The 16,820-nt window shown below is 49.6% G+C and carries 13 protein-coding genes; all 13 read right to left on the bottom strand.

The window, feature by feature from the left end; genetic code table 11:
* Positions 1 to 44 precede the first annotated feature (44 nt).
* The 13 genes from ACFSR7_RS30545 to ACFSR7_RS30485 all read right to left on the bottom strand — a co-directional run bounded on the left by ACFSR7_RS30545 (position 45) and on the right by ACFSR7_RS30485 (position 16,659).
* Positions 45 to 1,859 (bottom strand): type 2 periplasmic-binding domain-containing protein, encoded by a 1,815-nt coding sequence (locus ACFSR7_RS30545; protein WP_378168135.1) that lies wholly within the window; start codon positions 1,857 to 1,859, stop codon positions 45 to 47.
* Positions 1,860 to 1,936: 77 nt separating this feature from the next.
* Positions 1,937 to 2,836 carry a carbohydrate ABC transporter permease gene (locus ACFSR7_RS30540; RefSeq protein ID WP_378168134.1) on the bottom strand — a complete coding sequence of 300 codons (900 nt, stop codon included), beginning with the start codon at positions 2,834 to 2,836 and terminating at the stop codon, positions 1,937 to 1,939.
* Positions 2,833 to 3,735 (bottom strand): ABC transporter permease subunit, encoded by a 903-nt coding sequence (locus ACFSR7_RS30535; protein ID WP_282908752.1) that lies wholly within the window; start codon positions 3,733 to 3,735, stop codon positions 2,833 to 2,835. Before ACFSR7_RS30535 ends, ACFSR7_RS30540 begins: the two co-directional genes overlap by 4 nt.
* 148 nt (positions 3,736 to 3,883) lie before the next feature.
* Complete coding sequence (locus ACFSR7_RS30530) at positions 3,884 to 5,716, bottom strand: cache domain-containing sensor histidine kinase (RefSeq protein ID WP_378168133.1); 1,833 nt, start codon at positions 5,714 to 5,716, stop codon at positions 3,884 to 3,886.
* Complete coding sequence (locus ACFSR7_RS30525; protein WP_378168132.1) at positions 5,688 to 7,331, bottom strand: response regulator; 1,644 nt, start codon at positions 7,329 to 7,331, stop codon at positions 5,688 to 5,690. Before ACFSR7_RS30525 ends, ACFSR7_RS30530 begins: the two co-directional genes overlap by 29 nt.
* A 113-nt stretch (positions 7,332 to 7,444) precedes the next feature.
* Positions 7,445 to 8,668, bottom strand: coding sequence for a hypothetical protein (locus tag ACFSR7_RS30520; RefSeq protein WP_378168131.1), 1,224 nt, complete (start codon positions 8,666 to 8,668; stop codon positions 7,445 to 7,447).
* 88 nt (positions 8,669 to 8,756) lie between these two features.
* Positions 8,757 to 9,461: a PIG-L deacetylase family protein gene (locus ACFSR7_RS30515; protein ID WP_378168130.1), complete on the bottom strand. Its 705-nt coding sequence runs from the start codon at positions 9,459 to 9,461 to the stop codon at positions 8,757 to 8,759.
* Positions 9,462 to 9,487: 26 nt separating this feature from the next.
* Entirely contained in the window at positions 9,488 to 10,993 is a 1,506-nt protein-coding gene (gene arfA / locus ACFSR7_RS30510; RefSeq protein ID WP_378168129.1) for an arabinosylfuranosidase ArfA, read from the bottom strand.
* Positions 10,994 to 11,193: 200 nt separating this feature from the next.
* Positions 11,194 to 11,736, bottom strand: a complete 543-nt coding sequence (locus tag ACFSR7_RS30505; protein WP_378168128.1) for a DUF4362 domain-containing protein — start codon at positions 11,734 to 11,736, stop codon at positions 11,194 to 11,196.
* Positions 11,737 to 12,586: 850 nt separating this feature from the next.
* On the bottom strand, positions 12,587 to 13,066 hold the full coding sequence (locus ACFSR7_RS30500) for a hypothetical protein (RefSeq protein ID WP_378168127.1): 480 nt from the start codon (positions 13,064 to 13,066) through the stop codon (positions 12,587 to 12,589).
* 247 nt (positions 13,067 to 13,313) lie between these two features.
* Complete coding sequence (locus ACFSR7_RS30495) at positions 13,314 to 14,891, bottom strand: stalk domain-containing protein (protein ID WP_378168126.1); 1,578 nt, start codon at positions 14,889 to 14,891, stop codon at positions 13,314 to 13,316.
* A 203-nt stretch (positions 14,892 to 15,094) separates the two neighbouring features.
* The gene (locus tag ACFSR7_RS30490) at positions 15,095 to 15,688 is read right to left on the bottom strand and encodes a TetR/AcrR family transcriptional regulator (protein ID WP_378168125.1); all 594 of its coding nucleotides are present in this window, start codon (positions 15,686 to 15,688) and stop codon (positions 15,095 to 15,097) included.
* Between the two features lie 59 nt (positions 15,689 to 15,747).
* Positions 15,748 to 16,659, bottom strand: coding sequence for an SDR family NAD(P)-dependent oxidoreductase (locus ACFSR7_RS30485; protein ID WP_378168124.1), 912 nt, complete (start codon positions 16,657 to 16,659; stop codon positions 15,748 to 15,750).
* Between the last annotated feature and the right edge of the window lie 161 nt (positions 16,660 to 16,820).

Below are 16,820 nucleotides of genomic sequence, written 5' to 3'. Positions count from 1 at the left end.
ACCAAAAGGCAGTCCCTTTTCAATTGCGTCAATGGCTTCCGATCTTATTCCAGGTTGTTCTCTTTCACGAACGCTTTGGCGTCGTCGACCAGCTTGTGGAATTCGGCATAAGCTTTGTCTACGCCCATCGCCATGAAATCGTCGACGGCTTTGTTCTTGGCGGCTTCGAAGGCTGCGTCGTCTTTGGCCATAATAAATTTCGCGACGTTCGCCAGGAAGTATTGGTCCGCCTTCACCATAATTTGTTGATTCGGCTCGGACATTTGCTTGACGAATGCGGTGAATGCAAAGTATTTCGAATCCGTGACGGCTTTTCCATCTTTAACCAGCTTGTCGTAAACTTGGCCCGGGTACAGGTCCGCTCCAAACTGCTGAGCGAGCTCCTTCTCGGCCGGCGTGACGGTACTCGGATCAATGACGAGCTTCAGATCAAGCGGATAGCCGTCTTCTGCCGTCCAGGCCTCATGGAGATTGGACAATTTGTTCAGCTTCTCGGTACCTACGCTCGTCAGGTAGTCGTTGTAGCCAGGATCGGTCGTATTCGCCATTTTGCCGATCAATTGCGGTTTGCCGTCTACGACATCCCAATCCACGCCTTTAACGCCGGTGAACAGCAATCGTCCGCCTTCGTCGCCGCTCAGGTAATTAAACAGCTCCATCGTGCGTTCCGGATATTTGTTGGCCTTCGTGATGGCGCGAGCCGGTCCCAGGAGGTTACCGCCTGGCGCGTCTTTCGGATACAGAGCCATGTAACCAGGGAACGGTCCGGGCAATTGCAGCAGTTCCGCATTTGCATTTCCGGTATTCGTCACCAGGTCGTTGCCGCCCATCCAGAAGCTTGCCGCCGAGTTGAATACTTGGCCGGAATTAAGCTTGGCAATGTACTGCTCGATCTTCTGCGTGAAGCCTTCCGGATCGAACAGTCCCATGCGGTAAGCTTTATTAAAGAACTTGATGCCGTTCCAGAATACGCCGTCCTTCGCGATATAGTTGTCAACGATGTCGCCGGTCGTTGCGCTGATCGACGTATTCGCCGTCCAGTTGTTGTAGCCCATCGAGAACGGATAAGAGATGATGTACGGGAACGGATCCGCCGCCCATGCCGAGAACGCATACGTTTTTTTGCCGTCCTTCGTCGTGGGGAACTTGTCTTGCATTTCCTTGTTGACCTTCAAGAAGTCGTCTTCGTTCGTCATGGCCGGCGCGCCGATGGCTTTATACAGATCCCATCTGGTGTAGAATCCGGCAAGCGCGCTCTTAAGCGGCACAGGGCTGCTTGCTGCCTTGTTCACCCGCACGGGCAGGAAGTAGATTTTACCTGTATTGTTGCTTGCGGATGCTTTCATGATTTCCAGCGCCTGTGGCGTATTTTTTTTAATGTTCGGGCCGTACTTGTCGATCAGGTCATCCAATTGAATAACCTGGCCGCCTTGGATCAAGGAGTCGACCAACGCGCTGACGGATCCGCCGGTCGTAATGACGTCGGGCAAGTCTCCGCCGGCGATCATCGTCTTCTCTTTGACATCGTCGCCCGTAATGAAGTCCAGCGTGATGCCGAATTTTTCTTGAATGACTTTGCCGATCGAAGTATTCCAAATGCCCTTGTTGGCATCCGAGCCGCCAATAAATACCTTCAGCGTGATCGGATCTCTGGGAAGCTGGGGATAGTCGGACGTACCGGCCGAATCGCTGGATGCCGGGCTGGATGCAGCGGCTTGACTTGATGCGGGGGCTGCGCTTGAAGCGGGTGCGGATGAAGCATTGTTCGTTGCGTTATTGCCGGAACATGCCGTCACTGCCAGAAGGGACATGCTGACTAGCATCGCAAGCAAACTCGATTTCTTTTTCATCCCTGACATCGAATAACCTCCCTAGTGATTGACTTCCTGTTTTATCTATTGATACATGGTTTTTAGAAAAAACCATTATACCCGCATTAACCTTTGACGGCGCCGAGCATGATGCCCTTGATAAAATTCTTTTGGAGGAACGGATAGACAAGAATGATCGGAAGCACCGAGATGACGGTAATGCTCATCTTGATCGTCTCCGGCGAAAACTGGAGCTGCCTGCCCGCCCCTGCATGCGCCGCCATGGCCGCCAGATCCTGCGTCATGCTCTGCGCTTCGTTCAGGTAACCGTACAAGATGACTTGAATCGTCTGCAGATTCGCTTTCTCGACCAACAGGTAATTATCGATCCAGGTGTTCCAGCAGCCGACCGAGGCATATACGGCCACCGTTGCAACAATCGGTTTGGACAAGGGGAAGATAATTTTATTGAAGACCGTCATGAATCCCGCGCCATCCAGCTGCGCCGACTCTTCAAGCGATGACGGCAGCTGCTCGATATAGGTTTTGATCAGGATGATATAAAAAGCGTTAATAATGCCGGGCAGGACGTAGAGCAAAAAGGAATTGCGCAGTCCGTACGTTTTCATCGTGATATACCAGGGGATCAAGCCCGAATTCAGGTACATCGACGAGATCACGATGCGATACATGAATCTGCGAAAAGGCATCTGATGTTTGGTGAAAAGGTAGGATAGCATCGCCGAAAAATAGACGCATAATATCGTGAACAGCAATGTTTTTTCAACCGAAACGAGGAAGGCATGCGGGATCGTGTTCAGGCTGAACACTTTGACATAAGCGTCGATATTCAAGCTTGCCGGCCAAAAATAAACGCCTTTTTGCGCCAATCTCGGTTCGCTGATCGAATAAATAAATACATAATAGAACGGGTAGACACAGATAAAGGAGAACAAAGCCATAAATACGTAGTTAAAAATGTCGAATGTGCGTTCGCCCAGCGAACCTCGTTGTTTGCCGATCACAGAATCGACTCTCCCTTCGTTTTCTTGGAGAGATAGTTGACGGAGAACAGCAGCGCGATTCCGAGCAGCGACTTCACCATTCCCAGGACAGTCGCATAAGAGTAGTCGCTGACAGCCCAGCCGACCTTGTAGATGTAGTAGTCGAGCACATCCAATTTATCTGCGACAAGCGAGTTGTAGAAAACGAAGTACTGATCAAAACCGTTATTCAACAAATTGCTGATCTGCAGCAGCAGCAGGACAAAAAATGTTGGCGCGAGACCCGGAATCGTAATATGGCGCATCAGACCGAACTTGCCTGCCCCGTCTATACGAGCCGCCTCGTACTGCTCGCTGTCAATTCCGGCGATCGCGGCCATATAGATGATCATCGTCCATCCGATCGTCTTCCAGACGTACAGCCCCGCCTGGAAAAACCAGGCCGCGCCATTGTTGCCTAAGAGTCCGATAACAGGTACGTCGAGATGCAGGTTTTTCAGCAACGTATAGTAGAGACCATCGCTGGAAAAAACGGCGAACGCAAGGGCGAATACGACAATCCAGCTTATAAAGTTCGGCAGCGTCGTCACCGTCTGAATAAATCGCTTGTACTTGGTATGTCTGATTTCATTCATCATAATGGCTGCGATCAACGGCAGCGGCGTGACCAGGATCAGGAGGAAGCTCATGGCCAAGGTGTTCTTCAGAACCCGGTAAATCTCGCTGCGTTCGTTATACATCTTCATGAAGTTGTCAAAGCCTACAAACTTAAGCTGCGAGAAACTGAGCGCCGGATTGTAATTATAGAAGGAGTAGATCCAACCGAATAACGGTACGAAGTAGAAAGCGATGACATAAATCATAAACGGCATGGCGATGAGGAAGTATTTCCACCCGATTCTATTCTTTTTAGATAGCATCGATTTCTTCTCCTTGGTTCGAATTTGTCTATATTCTTATTATAGAAAGGGCTTTCATGCTTAAAAATGGACTTTCTATTGAAAAATACAACAAACCTGCACGACCAAAATGAAGCTTCTGCTTACCCTCTAAAAAGTTGTATTTTCTTTACGTTTTTTGCACTTTTGGAATCGTAAATTTCAATTCGGTCCCCCATTGCAGCTCGCTTTGAATTTTTATCGTGTGACGGTCTCCGAAGTGAAGCTGAATTCTGCGATTCGTATTGTACAGGCCGATCCCTTTCTTTTCGCTCGATTGCTCGCTGCTGCTTTTAAGGAGCGACTCCCTGATCTCTTGCAGCTTCGTTTCGGACATGCCTTCGCCGTTATCGAAGATGCTCCAGACGATTTCGTTTTTATGTTCCGCGGCCGATATGGTAATGACACCCCCGTTTTGATTTCTCAATCCATGGGTAATCGCGTTTTCGACCAAAGGCTGCAGCAGAAATCGCAGAATGGGATAATCCATCACCCCGGGCGCAATCTGAAAATGAAGCTTCACCCCGCCAGCCATGCGATAATTCATGATCTTGATATAATTTTCGATATAATCCATCTCTTCCCGGATCGAGCAAAGCATGCCCTGCTTAAACATAGGCTGCAAATAATCGCCTAAAGTCGTGATGCTTTCCACGATGTTGTCGGCCTTGACCATGATGGCCATCCATTTGATCGTATTTAGCGTGTTATAGAAGAAATGAGGATTAATCTGCGACTGCAAGGCTCCGATCTCGATCGTCCGCTTCTCTTCCTGTATCGATTCCTTTTGTTCGATCAGGTCCTGGATGTTCTTGGACATTTTATTAAATTGCGCAATGAGAATCCCAAGCTCATTCTTTAAATCGAGATCGAGCGTTAATCCCAGGTTGCCTTGCCCCATTCTCCTGACGACGGTCGTTAAGCTGTTGAGCGGCTTCGTAATTCTGCGAATCCAGTATCCGGAGAGAAGGGCCGCCGACGCCAAACTGAAAATAAACATGGTCACGACGATGAGCCGCAAGGTCAAGATGTCGCTGATAAAAAGACTTACGGGAATCTCGTTCACAAGGAACCAGTCCATCTCGCTGATACGGTACGACATGATCTGTTTTCCGTTTCGTTCTTCGCTGGCGAACTTATCGTTTGCGTGCGCGGGATGGTAGCCTTGTTCGGGGACGGCACCCGTTTGCCCGATTTTCGCTTCGTCCCCATGGGATACGATTCGTCCCGATTCATCGACCAGATACAAATCGTTATTCTCTATATCGTTGGCATGATTGTAGATATCGTTGAAGTACCTCATATCCATGTTGATCACAAGCGTGGCCGAGTGGTTATTGGAGTAAAAACTGCGCGCGGCGGTAATATAGTGAATCGGCTTCGCCACGATGCCGGACAGCGGTTTCGTATCCGCGATATTAAAATCCTGGTCGGTAAAACCTCCGAACCAGACGAGCGTTTGCCCAGCCGACTTCATTTTGCTATACAGCCGTTCTTGATAAAATGCGTTCACTTTACTGGTCGAATCGAATAAAATATCGTTTCTTTGCGCGGTCGTTCGAATCATAAAGCCGTTGTCGCCAAAATAACTGATCGAATCGATGAATTTATTATCCGAGAGCGCTTCGGTAAAGGATTGGAATGCCGCCGAAACCTGCAGGACGCTGTCCATCTCGGTCATGCTCTTGAAGTTGATTAAATTTTGCAGCTCGGCCTCCAGGAAAAGCTGCCTGGAAACCTGGTCCACCTCGTTGACGAACACCGACAGATTATAATCGTTTTGCTTGAACTGCTGTTGATTCGTATCGATGGCATTTTTTTTCAGTACATTCAGGATGCCGAAATAAGCGATCAGCGAGCTGATCGTGAAGATAAACAGAAAGATGATCAGGAACGAGACGACCAGCTGATTGGCCAGAGAATATCGGTTTGCTCTATTGAACAGTCTCATCATCCGCGTCATCGTCTCTTTCCTCCCTGCTGTCCACGAACCATTGCTTCCTGAATTCATGCGGGCGCATGCCGGTTAACCTTTTAAATATCCGACTGAAGTAACTATCGTCCTTATAGCCAGTCTTGGCGGCGATCTCATAGGATTTCAAATGGGTATTCATCAGCATGTTTTTGGCCATATCGATCCGATAAGAATTTAAATATTCGATAAAGCTCGTTCGCAGATGCTTCTTGAACAGCCTGCTTAAGTAACTCGGATTCATCTTCACCTGGTCGGCCAGCTGCTGCAGGGAAAGATCCTGATCGTAATGCGCTTGAATATATTTGATCGCCTCGGCAATTTCTTTGCTGATCGCTCTTTTTTTCTCGTGATAATACTGAACCTCATGTAAATATTGCTTAAAAATCGCGATATTGTCGTCCAAAGTCGAGCTGAGATGAATCCGGCCGGCATAGTCGAGCGCCATGCTGGAGATGTCGTCCGCGTAAATATTGAGGTTCACGGTCGGCCAGTGAATCCAGCGAATCATCATCGACTGAATATCCTGCTTGGAGCTGCGCTCAAGCTGGCAGAGCGACTGATTGCCGGCTTCGATTTCTTTGAAGTACCTTTCGTTAAACGGCTCCAATTCGCGAATCATTTTGTCCAGCTTCATGGCTACGTTTTTAGACACGCGGTCCGCGCCCATTTGATCAGAACGGATATAGGATACGTTTCCGAGAACAAATTTCAAATCGAGCATGCGGAGGCATTCCACGTACATGTGCTTAAGCGCGGAATAACCGTTGTGAATGGAACTGATTCCGAAGGTGACGGAGGCATTGAGGTAAGTTTTAATGACGCTGCCGATATGCGAGAGAATGTCCTGCAGCTGTTGATAAATGTTCGATTCGCTGACGATATCCTGGAAGCTGAACGCGAGTATATACTTCTCGTCCCGTTCGTAGATGACCTCTCCCCGGTTGTAGCCCGCCAGCAGCTCGCTCATCATATTTAGAATGCTGAATCGGATCAAATTGCCGTGGCTGTCCTTGAATTTGCTTTCCATCTGCCTGAAGTTGTCGATCGCCATGACGCAAAGAATCAGCCTCTCCGGCTCCAGACGGAAGCGCAGTTCTTTGGTAATAACGGCGAATTCAGCATCCGAATAGCGCCCGTAAGACAAATAATCCTTCATGGCGTTTTCTTTGAGGTTGATGGCGTTCAACAGGTCGTGCTGGGGCTCCGTTACGGATCGGACGCTTTTCGTTTTTAATTCGGCCTGCACCTTCTGCAACACCTTTTCCATCTCGTCGATGGACATCTTGAACTTGAGGATATAATCGGTCACGCCGAACCGGATGGCCTTATGCACCCAGTCGAATTCCTCGAAGGCCGTCAGGATGATAATCTTGGTCTGGTCATCGTGCTCCCTAATGCGGGTGATCAACTCCATCCCGTCCATATTCGGCATTCGGATATCGGTCAGGATGAGATCGGGCCTTACTTGCTGGTAGAAATCCCATGCAGTCTGCCCGTTCGAAAAGTCGGCGATGACCTCCATGCCCAGTCTTGCCCATTCGATCGAATTTTTCAGACCAATTCGCACGAGCATCTCGTCTTCTACGATGATGACTTTGATCATAGTTCACACCTCTTTATACAAGATGCAATTGATTTTAAATACATAGAAAGAGCCTATTCGGATAAAGAATCGGCTCTTTCATGCGAGATTCGAATTGGTTGTGATTCGGACGGTTACAGCATGGAGGATTGCAACAGCTCGACCTTCAGCAGACGGTCGCCGTGCGCGTACCGGCCTCGGGCGACGCCGATCGGCGCGCCGCTTCTCTGGCGAACGGCCATGCCCGTCGCGTCCAGCTCGACCGGCTCGTCCTCGGCTGGCTCCGCCTCCGGATGAGCGCGAATGAACACGATTCCGCGATCCTGGACGATGCCGTAATCGCTGGGCGATATGGCGTCCATTGCCGTTCCGTACAACCGTTCGCCCGGAGCCCACGACTTCACGCCATTCCCTTTCAGCGATACCAGGCTCCCTTTTTCGATGTCCGTCGTTCCGGCATTCCGAACGAACCGATGGAGCGCAGGATCGCTGATGGACCACTTGCCCTCGCATAGCTCATCGAACGCTGTGGGAACCGACGTGCTGCCCAGATCCGATGTCGTTAAGGCTTCAATGTAATCGATCGAATTGCCCCGGAGCTCGAACGAAAAGCTGGATTGAACGTACGGACGCAGCTGCTTCACGGCTACGCCTTTAATGTATAGATAACGGAGGAATTCCGCCCGGCAGCCTTCGATGATGACCTTTTCACTGCCGTAGGTGATCAGTTCGCCTATTACGATATATGGACTGATGCAGTTGTAAAGCTCAAACCGGCAGCCTTCGCCGGTATAAGCCTCGAAGCCGTTGTGCATCCAGAGCATGCCGTTGGAATGCACGCCTCTGGCGACGACCCGTTGGCCCTGTCGAAGCCCGCATGCGAGACCATTTTGATAATTGCCCATATCCGGCGTGTTTTCGTTGATCAAGGTGCAGTCGAAGAGCTCAATCGTGCCCTGCAGGTATTCGTCGTCGATGTGCACGGGCGCCTTTAAGTTATAGCTGACGATGGTTAAGTTCCGGAGTGACGCGTATTCGATTCGTTGTCCGTAATAGGCCGAGTCGAACACGGCTTTCGCGTCGCTGTAGCTTTCGTCCCGTTTTACGATTCGCACACCGCCCCGGGATTGCCCAACGATCTCCACGTAATTTTTCAAGCCCAAGTAAAGGTTTCCGTCGTTCGAGAGATCGTAAGTGCCGTTCAAAATCCGCAGCATATACCGCTTCCGGGCCGAGTTATCCGCGATATCGTCGAGCGCAGCCTTCAGATCTGTATAATCGCAATCCTCGCCGACGGTTCCGCCGGCTTTTACGACCTTCTCTACGAGTTCGTACTGTGCGCTCAAATCATGGGCCATGCCGGAACCGCCTCCTTGCGTGACCAATGTATATTGTTCGAAGCCGTATCGAACAGGGAAGCCGTGTCGACCAGGCAAGCATTATCGGCTAGGGAAGCAGCTTGAAGTTCGGCATATAGCCGTGAATCCGGAAAGCCCGGAAGCCTTCGGCATACTCGTAACCGGCCTGCAGACCTCTGAACTTGTCCGTTATCTCCATGATGCTGAGCAGGTTATGCGACTGATATACGTCCATCCAGTTGAACTGACTGGTATGCTTGGTCAGTGCTTCCTTCTTCAGCGGGAACACGTCGGAGGTGTCGACGTACACTTCCGGCAGGAAACCGATGCCGGCGGCAGGCGTGTAGTAGAACAGAGACGGATTTTTGGCGATTGGCGGTTCGTCCGCCGGAATCAGCTTACCCGGAATCGACAGCATGACCTCGCTTACAATCTTCCCGGTAACGCCATGGTCCGTGCTCGGGTCTTCCGGAGAATGCGTCAAAATGACGTCCGGAACCGCCCAGCGAATCGCGTTGATGACCGCTCTTCTCGTCTCGGGCGTGTCTTGCAGCCCTTGATCGTCGAAGCGGAGGAAGCGGACTTCCGCACCCAGGATCTTCGCCGCTTCCAGCTGCTCCTGTTCCCGCTGCGCGGCGATTGCCTCTCTGCTCTCGTACTCGTTTGAACCGATATTGCCGCTGGTCGTCAATGCGATAAAGATGTTGTGCCCTTGCTGCTTGTACTTCAACAAAGTTCCCGCGCAGTACACTTCGATGTCGTCCGGATGCGCGCCGATGGCCAATACGTTCATAGGGATCCTCCCGCTTTCGAATCAGGTTAGATTTTTTTCAAGCGAATGACGTTCCAGGACAGCTTCGGCAGGGTAATATGCAGGCGTCCGTCCCGCAGTTCGGAGCCGCTTGCGGCATGCGGCATTACGTTCAACGGGTCACTCGCCGTATTCCTTGCCTTCGGATCCGGATTGTCCAGCACCAGATGCTCGACGATCCGGTAGCCGGCGAATTGCCGGAGATCGGCTTCAACGTCCAATGCTTCCGCCAAGTCCCGGTTCACCGCGAAAATCGTAAGCTGCTCCGACTCCTCGTCGTAAACGGCGGCCGACTCCAGATACGGAACGTCCGTAAACTGCTTGCAATCGTACTTGGGGCTTCGGATAATCGGCTTCAGCGAGACGCCCCGTCCGTATATCGATGCATGCAGATAGGGATAAAAAATCGTCTGACGCCACGCGATTCCGTTGTTTGCGGTCATGATCGGGGCAATCACGTTCACCAGCTGCGCGATGCAGGCCATCCGGATGCGGTCCGCGCGCTTCAGCAGGGAGATGATCATGCATCCGACTACGATCGCGTCTTCGAGCGTATAGATGTCCTCAATCTGCGGCGGCGCGATCGTCCACCGCTCGAGCTGTTGATCGGCGGCCGCGCTATGATACCACACGTTCCACTCGTCGAAGGAAAGCATCATCTGCTTCTTGCTGCGCTTCTTAGCTTTCATATAATCGCAGACGGCGATGACGGAATGAATGTAATCGTCCATCTCCAGCGTTTTCGCGACGAAGCTGGCCGTATCGTCCTTGCGGTTCCCGTAGTATGTGTGCAGAGATAAGTAGTCGACTTGATCGTACGTATGGTCGAGCACGGTGGCTTCCCATTCGCCGAACGTCGGCATGTCGCGCATGGAGCTGCCGCAGGCGACCAGCTCGATCGAGGGATCGACCCATTTCATAAGCTTCGCCGTCTCGAGCGCCGTACGCCCGTATTCGTCGGCCGTCTTGTGACCGATCTGCCAAGGACCGTCCATCTCGTTGCCCAAGCACCAAGTCTTGAACTTATGTGGCGCTTCGTAACCGTGAGATTTGCGCAGATCGCTCCAGTACGTGCCGCCGGGATGGTTGCAGTATTCGATCAAGTTGCGCGCATCTGCCGGACCGCGCGTGCCCAGGTTGACGGCCATCATCACTTCCGCGCCGACTTTTTGCGCCCATGCCGCGAACTCGTTCGTCCCGACTTCATTGGTCTCCAGCGCGCCCCAGGCCAAGTCAAGCCTTCGCTTGCGCGCGGCAACGGGACCGACGCCGTCCTCCCACTCGTAGCCGGACACGAAGTTGCCGCCGGGATACCGGATGATCGGAACGCCCAGCTCCTGAACCAAGGCCATGACGTCCTTGCGGAAGCCTTGCTCGTTGGCCTCCGGATGGCTTGGCTCGTAGATGCCGCCATAGACAGCGCGGCCGACGTGCTCGATGAACGATCCGTACAGTCTGGGATCCACGGTGCCGATCACGTATTCTTTGTCTAAAATCATTTCAGCTTTATTCATTCGCGTTGAGTTCCCCTTTTCGATGCTATGGTAAGCGGTTACATTGAGGCGCCATTTTCACCGACTAAGTTAGCTTCATGTTGTCCATTAGGTAAGTTGTCTGACCAATTTAATGATAATATATGTGATTTCCTATGCGCCGTCAATCTCTTTCGAGGTTTCCTTCGAAGTCCAAACGATCGAAGGCGCATATGCGAGCTCTATTCTACTTCCTCCGCCATGTCCGAGAACCAGAACCTATTGCCAATATCTCCATCGCATCCGGTTAGCTTGTAATGGTCGCCCCGCTCTTCGTTCTTCTCCAGCTCAATTCCCCGGCACACCGTGCTCGGACGGCCTGCATCACTGCCAAACTTGTCCATCGAATTGTCGTAGGTATAGGTAATCGCCTCGCCCCCATCGTACACCAGCTCACTGAAGATCGGGTCGCCTTCTATCGTATACTGCGTAATTCGAACCTGATTCGCCACGCCCGTTTCGATATTCGCCAGGAAGAGCTTCCACTTATCGAGATTGTACTTCTTTCCATGAACGTCAACCACGTCGCCATTCTCGGCGGCTTGGTCGGGATTATAGGGGTCAGACACTACAGGGAAAGCCTTTGGCTTTGCTTTTGGAATAACCGTTTCCCCCGGTGCGGGAGCGGTAGTCGGATTAATTGAAGCGCCAGTTGTGCCGGATTTATCCATGCAGCCAGTTAGTAGAACTACTGAAGCGGTTAATGTTAACGTCCATTTGTTCATTAATAATCACCTCTAAATAAATAACGTAATGAAGTGAAGAAATGTTTTGTCACACGAGTGGTTACAGAGCTTCATGGCAATCAGGTTTTGGAATTAGACCATGGCGAATGGCGATCGAGTTCCGACTCGAAGGTCTCAAGAATTTATAAGTGATGAATTCAGATTTAAATATTAATTTTCTAATTAATATGACCAAGCAAAAATAATAAATAAAACCGAAATGAGGTTTGTAAAAAGCAATGTAAATGCATTCAAATACCAATTAACACTTTCAGACAAAATCACATAGTGCGCACTTTTTCCAAGATCCCCATTTTCAAAGTTTTCGTAGCCATTATTGAACCAATTTTATTTGTAATCATGCAAATAGTAACTAAGAATAAAGACCAACAACCAAAAATAATGGGGACATGTTTTAGCCATCTATTATATTTATATTTTTATTCAGTAACCTCCTTCAAACATTAGACTCACAACATTATACTCAACTATAAAATTCTTAAATTGACCTACGATCTTCATCGTAGCGTTCCTTAAATAAATGTTTCGAATATCTTTAATTACGCTTCTCCAGAATGCTTGTGTAGGATAGTTCTTTTCAATTTGAGTCACTTTCCACAGCTGCTTTTCTAAATAGCCCTTCTTCATTTAGTTCAAAATTCAAATATGAGCTACACTCATAATCGTAGAGTTAAAACATATTTTGTAGAGCGCACGCCTTCGAAAATTCCACTTGTTCGATTTTATTTCCAAATGTCTCATCTCTCCTTTCGTAATCCTTTGAAAGTATTCCGTAATTTGTTAGATGCCTGTTTCAGAATTCAATAATCGCTCGCTACTTTAACAAGTGTCATTTAATAAGAGCGCTAATTTTTTTTGAAAAACTGTCCCAATCACCACTGTATCCCGTGTTCATTTTCCATCCGGCTGCTTTTAAATCTTCGCCTAAGGTCATTAACTGGTTTATGGCGTCGCCATTCAATTCGGTGTTTGAGGAATCCTGATATGTATAATATTTCAAAAAATATGTGCTTAATTTGTGCATATCTTCTTCTTGGGACTTTGTAACCAGACCTGTGTTTTTACCTGTTGCTAACAAGTAAGTAATGCTTTCGTTAACATCTTCTATTTTTTCGATTACCTTGTCCGTTTCTTTCCAATCAACGTTATTTTGGAGCTCGATAGCATTCTCCAGTTGAACCAGATCGTTCTGCAGCGAAAAGGATAGATTGGAATAAACATTTGTCAGAAGATTCGCCTTCAGATATAAATACGTAATTAAAATAAGATTTAGTAAGATTGAACAAATGATTATTAATTTCTTCGCCAACTCCACCACCCCTTTCCATAATTTAGATGCATTTTTTTTATTAATGTTGCGATAATCTTGCTAAATAGCTCAAAGAAAAAATGCCGCCACAAACCCTGCTGTCCAAGGACAGACAAAGGATTTATGAGGGCATAGTCATGAGGCAAAAGTTTACTGCAAACCAATTCAACATTAATTCGCTTAATCATTATCGGCGGGTATTGCTGCCAGCAATTCTTTAAGAAAATGGCACCTGTAAACGATCAATCTATGTAACCGGTACTGGCACCGATACTTCGTACGAAGCGGTGTCCTCTTTAATCTCGAAGATTACCTCGGCCGATGACTTCACGCTCGTGCTTTGCCCGGGTGCTACAGGCTCCGCCGTGCTCATCGCGTACTTGCCCGGAGGCAAGTACAGTTCGAATTCGCCCTGCCTCGGCTTGAAGCCCATCTTTTGGCCGTTTACGGTGTTCCTCATCACTAGTATTCCGTTATAATTGGCAGGATCGGATGCCATCACGCGCGCTTTTACATTGAGTGGCGGTAAAGTCAGGCGCGAAGGCGCTGCTGCCGCTTCTCCGATTTTTATGATTGGCTGCCGATCCAGGAACCATGCCTTGCCGTTAACGAGAACTGATTCAGGCTGATAGTTGGCGCTGTCAAAGTAGGCATATTGGACAAATCTGACGCTCACAGGAGAACCTTTACTTGTGTAAAACGGACTTAACTTTACATTGCCCTCCCAAACGGGATTGCCCTCTGCGGTCTCTATTGCAAGGCGCGACAGTGTCTGAGCCGCATCGCGCACAAGCCATCCCTCTACGCCACGGTCACGGGCAGCCTTGCGAGGCGTCACAGAATTAAGCCATAAAAGATCCGGGTTGCCGCCATGGCGCAGCAGCTCTTGAATCGTATCATAATCGGCAGCTCCGGCGGCGCGGTAGAAAACATCCGATGACACTTCGGCTCCAAACTTTAACAAAAGACTGACCGTATCATAGGATGGCATGACCGTCGGTCGCGGACTCGGTGCATTTATGTTGATTGGATAATTATTAAAGGCTTGCTCCAGTAGCGTATACGGGCTATCGAATACCTTACTATTTGCATCGAGCCCATTTTTGAGAAGTACCTCCAGCGTCTCGGTCGCCTGCTTATCACTTGGGTAGAGCAGTGGAACAACCTGTGCTTGCTTATATGTGCCTCCCCGTTTAAGCAGAAGCTCTGCGAGAAGGGGGCGGTGTTGCTGAATTGCATAGTCCAGCACCGTCCATTCGCTTGAACCGTTGATTTTCGCATTTATGTCGAAGCCGATGTCAAGGAGCTTTTGCAGCTTTACCGCATCTCCCTGCATGACCGCATCATATGCCAGCTTGTTCAGCTTTTGACGGCTGTAGCTGAATGTAAATCGCTTGCTCTTGTCGTCATAGCTCCATACATCGTATTCCATAACGCCAATGGCCAACTTTGCGGGTATGTAAAGCGTTCCATTAATAAGTTTGGGTGAATACTCGAGCTTGGCCGTCGTTCCGTTAATGAATGCATTTGGCGAACCGATCGTTCCGGTTATGCTGCGACCTTCGAGTTTGGCGGAGAAGACGTTTTTCTGCAGCTGAAAGCTCGCGCCGACGTTTTGAAAAAACGAGCGAGCCGGCACCATCAGCACCTGGCCGAGTTGAACAGTTTGAAGCTGAAGGGTTGCTAGCCGATCGGATACGTTAAGAGACGAGGTCGATAAAGATAAGGCCGCTGTTGGGTTGGCGGACATTGCGGATATAGGTTGTACTGCAAGCAGCAGCGCGACGGCTGTTGCCGTTGACAAGCGAAGTCTAGCGATTTTCATTTGGGCCCCCTGGCTGCTTAATCACTTTGTTTTAATCCCGATCAGAATCCATAATCTCTCTCTTCTACCGCTCACGTCCATTATATAGTGAATACGGTTCATTGGCACTAGCTTAATGCGGATAGAAATAACCCGCAAGCGGACACTTTTCTCAAAGTACCGATCTTGCGGGTCACGGATCACTATCAGCTTTGCTTGCACAATTATTTAGTCAAGAGGTTCAGTAGTCGATCAACCTCTTGCGTCCAATCCATCCCCATCATCTTCGCATCTTGCAGCATCAGACCGTTAACGACCGATAGAAACAAAATCAACCGTTTGTAAGCATCGCCCTCTGCGAATTGCCCCTCTTGCTGCCCTCGGACAAATATAGGGATCATCCGCTCGATGGTATCCTGGGGGGAATATCGCTCGATAGCTTCTCTAGCCTTGCCCGGAACGCCTTCGGACGTAAGTGCCTGTTGAACGAGCAGGAAGTATTGCTTGTGTTCTTCATCTAACAAATGAAGCGTGAACGCTCTAAGCTGTTCAAGAGGCGAACCTGGCAACTTTCCGATATCCTGAATGGCGCTCCGGGATTCTTCGATCGCTTCTTCCACCAGTAGCCCGAAAATCTCGTCTTTGGAATTAAAGTAGCGATAGGATAAGCCCTGGCTGATGCCTGCTTCCTCGGCGATCATGCTCATCTTCGTGCCTGCGAGGCCTTTCTCCGCAAATATTTTAAGAGCCGCCTTTTTGATCTGCTCTTTGCGTTCGTCGATCGCTTGCTCGGCTTGCGCTCTTCCTATTCTTGGCATTCGTCATCCTTCTTCCTATTTGCAAGTCGTTCTGCGGGTTTCGCAAGTCGTTCTGCGGGTCAAGTTCGGGCAATACGGGTTTGCGCTTCGCTCGCTTCCCACAGCTTTTGCGCCGCTTCCATGCTGCCCGCATGCGTTGACGGCGTCGTTATTTGCTTGTCGTAGTAGTACCGCCCGCTCTCCAGATTATTGGCGTCGGTATCCGCCAGCCACACAAGCGTCTCCGCACCCTTCTCCGGCGCTTGGGCAAACCGCTTCATGACGGCCATCGTCATCCGGGCCAGCCATCCGTTATCGTGATTGAAGTTTGTGTCGACGAGTCCCGGGTCGAAACAATACGCGGCGACATTGGTGCCTTGCAATCGCTTTGCCAACTCGGCCGTAAATAAAATATTCGCCAGCTTCGTCTCGCCGTAACGGAAGTTCGGGCCACCCTTCAATTTGCCCCAAAATCCAAAACAGCGCTTGCCGTTCAAATCCTCGAAGTCGATGCCTTTTCTGGCCATTTTATGGCCGTGGGACGACGTCGTGATGACGCGGGCATCTTCGCTCAACTTCAGTTTATCAAGCAGCAGTGTCGTTAACAAGAACGGCGCGACATGATTGACCGCCCAGGTCATCTCCAAGCCGTCCTCCGTCAGCTTATGGTCGACGAACATGGCGCCCGCGTTATTTATCACCATATCGATCCTCGGGCACTTCGCCAACATCTCGTCTGCCGCTTGCCGAATTGAGCGCTGCGAGGACATGTCGGCGATAAAAACGTCAACCGTAATCCCAGCGCCGGAAGACTTCTTTATTTTAGCCGCAACCTCATTCGCTTTGGCCGCATTGCGCGCAACGATGCCTAAATTCGCACCTTTGGCCGCTAATGCGTGCGCAGCCGCCAAGCCGATTCCGCTCGTTGCTCCGGTAATTACGATATATTTACCTTTTACGTTTTGACCCTCGACACGTTGAATTCCGCTCATTAGAATTCCTCCTTATAAATGAATGAATGGTTCATTTGTATTTATTGTATGAATGATTCATTCATTTGTCAACAAAGAGAATTATAAAATTTCGGAACAGAAACAGCATCAATAACAGGACCCGCAAACCCAATACAAAACCCGTCGCTCCATTAAGTCGT

The organism is Cohnella sp. GCM10020058 (assembly GCF_042683485.1).
In the GTDB taxonomy this organism is placed as follows: domain Bacteria; phylum Bacillota; class Bacilli; order Paenibacillales; family Paenibacillaceae; genus Cohnella.
Note: the sequence above shows the minus strand (reverse complement) of the source record. Positions and strands in the feature narration are given on the sequence as shown.

What these genes read in the sequence shown, in the direction of transcription:
- ACFSR7_RS30530 (WP_378168133.1), bottom strand. Translation starts at nt 5,716, where the DNA reads ATGACGCGGATGATGAGACTGTTCAATAGAGCAAACCGATATTCTCTG.
- arfA (WP_378168129.1), bottom strand. Translation starts at nt 10,993, where the DNA reads ATGAATAAAGCTGAAATGATTTTAGACAAAGAATACGTGATCGGCACC.
- ACFSR7_RS30520 (WP_378168131.1), bottom strand. Translation starts at nt 8,668, where the DNA reads ATGGCCCATGATTTGAGCGCACAGTACGAACTCGTAGAGAAGGTCGTA.
- ACFSR7_RS30515 (WP_378168130.1), bottom strand. Translation starts at nt 9,461, where the DNA reads ATGAACGTATTGGCCATCGGCGCGCATCCGGACGACATCGAAGTGTAC.
- ACFSR7_RS30505 (WP_378168128.1), bottom strand. Translation starts at nt 11,736, where the DNA reads ATGAACAAATGGACGTTAACATTAACCGCTTCAGTAGTTCTACTAACT.
- ACFSR7_RS30535 (WP_282908752.1), bottom strand. Translation starts at nt 3,735, where the DNA reads ATGCTATCTAAAAAGAATAGAATCGGGTGGAAATACTTCCTCATCGCC.
- ACFSR7_RS30485 (WP_378168124.1), bottom strand. Translation starts at nt 16,659, where the DNA reads ATGAGCGGAATTCAACGTGTCGAGGGTCAAAACGTAAAAGGTAAATAT.
- ACFSR7_RS30490 (WP_378168125.1), bottom strand. Translation starts at nt 15,688, where the DNA reads ATGCCAAGAATAGGAAGAGCGCAAGCCGAGCAAGCGATCGACGAACGC.
- ACFSR7_RS30545 (WP_378168135.1), bottom strand. Translation starts at nt 1,859, where the DNA reads ATGTCAGGGATGAAAAAGAAATCGAGTTTGCTTGCGATGCTAGTCAGC.
- ACFSR7_RS30525 (WP_378168132.1), bottom strand. Translation starts at nt 7,331, where the DNA reads ATGATCAAAGTCATCATCGTAGAAGACGAGATGCTCGTGCGAATTGGT.
- ACFSR7_RS30495 (WP_378168126.1), bottom strand. Translation starts at nt 14,891, where the DNA reads ATGAAAATCGCTAGACTTCGCTTGTCAACGGCAACAGCCGTCGCGCTG.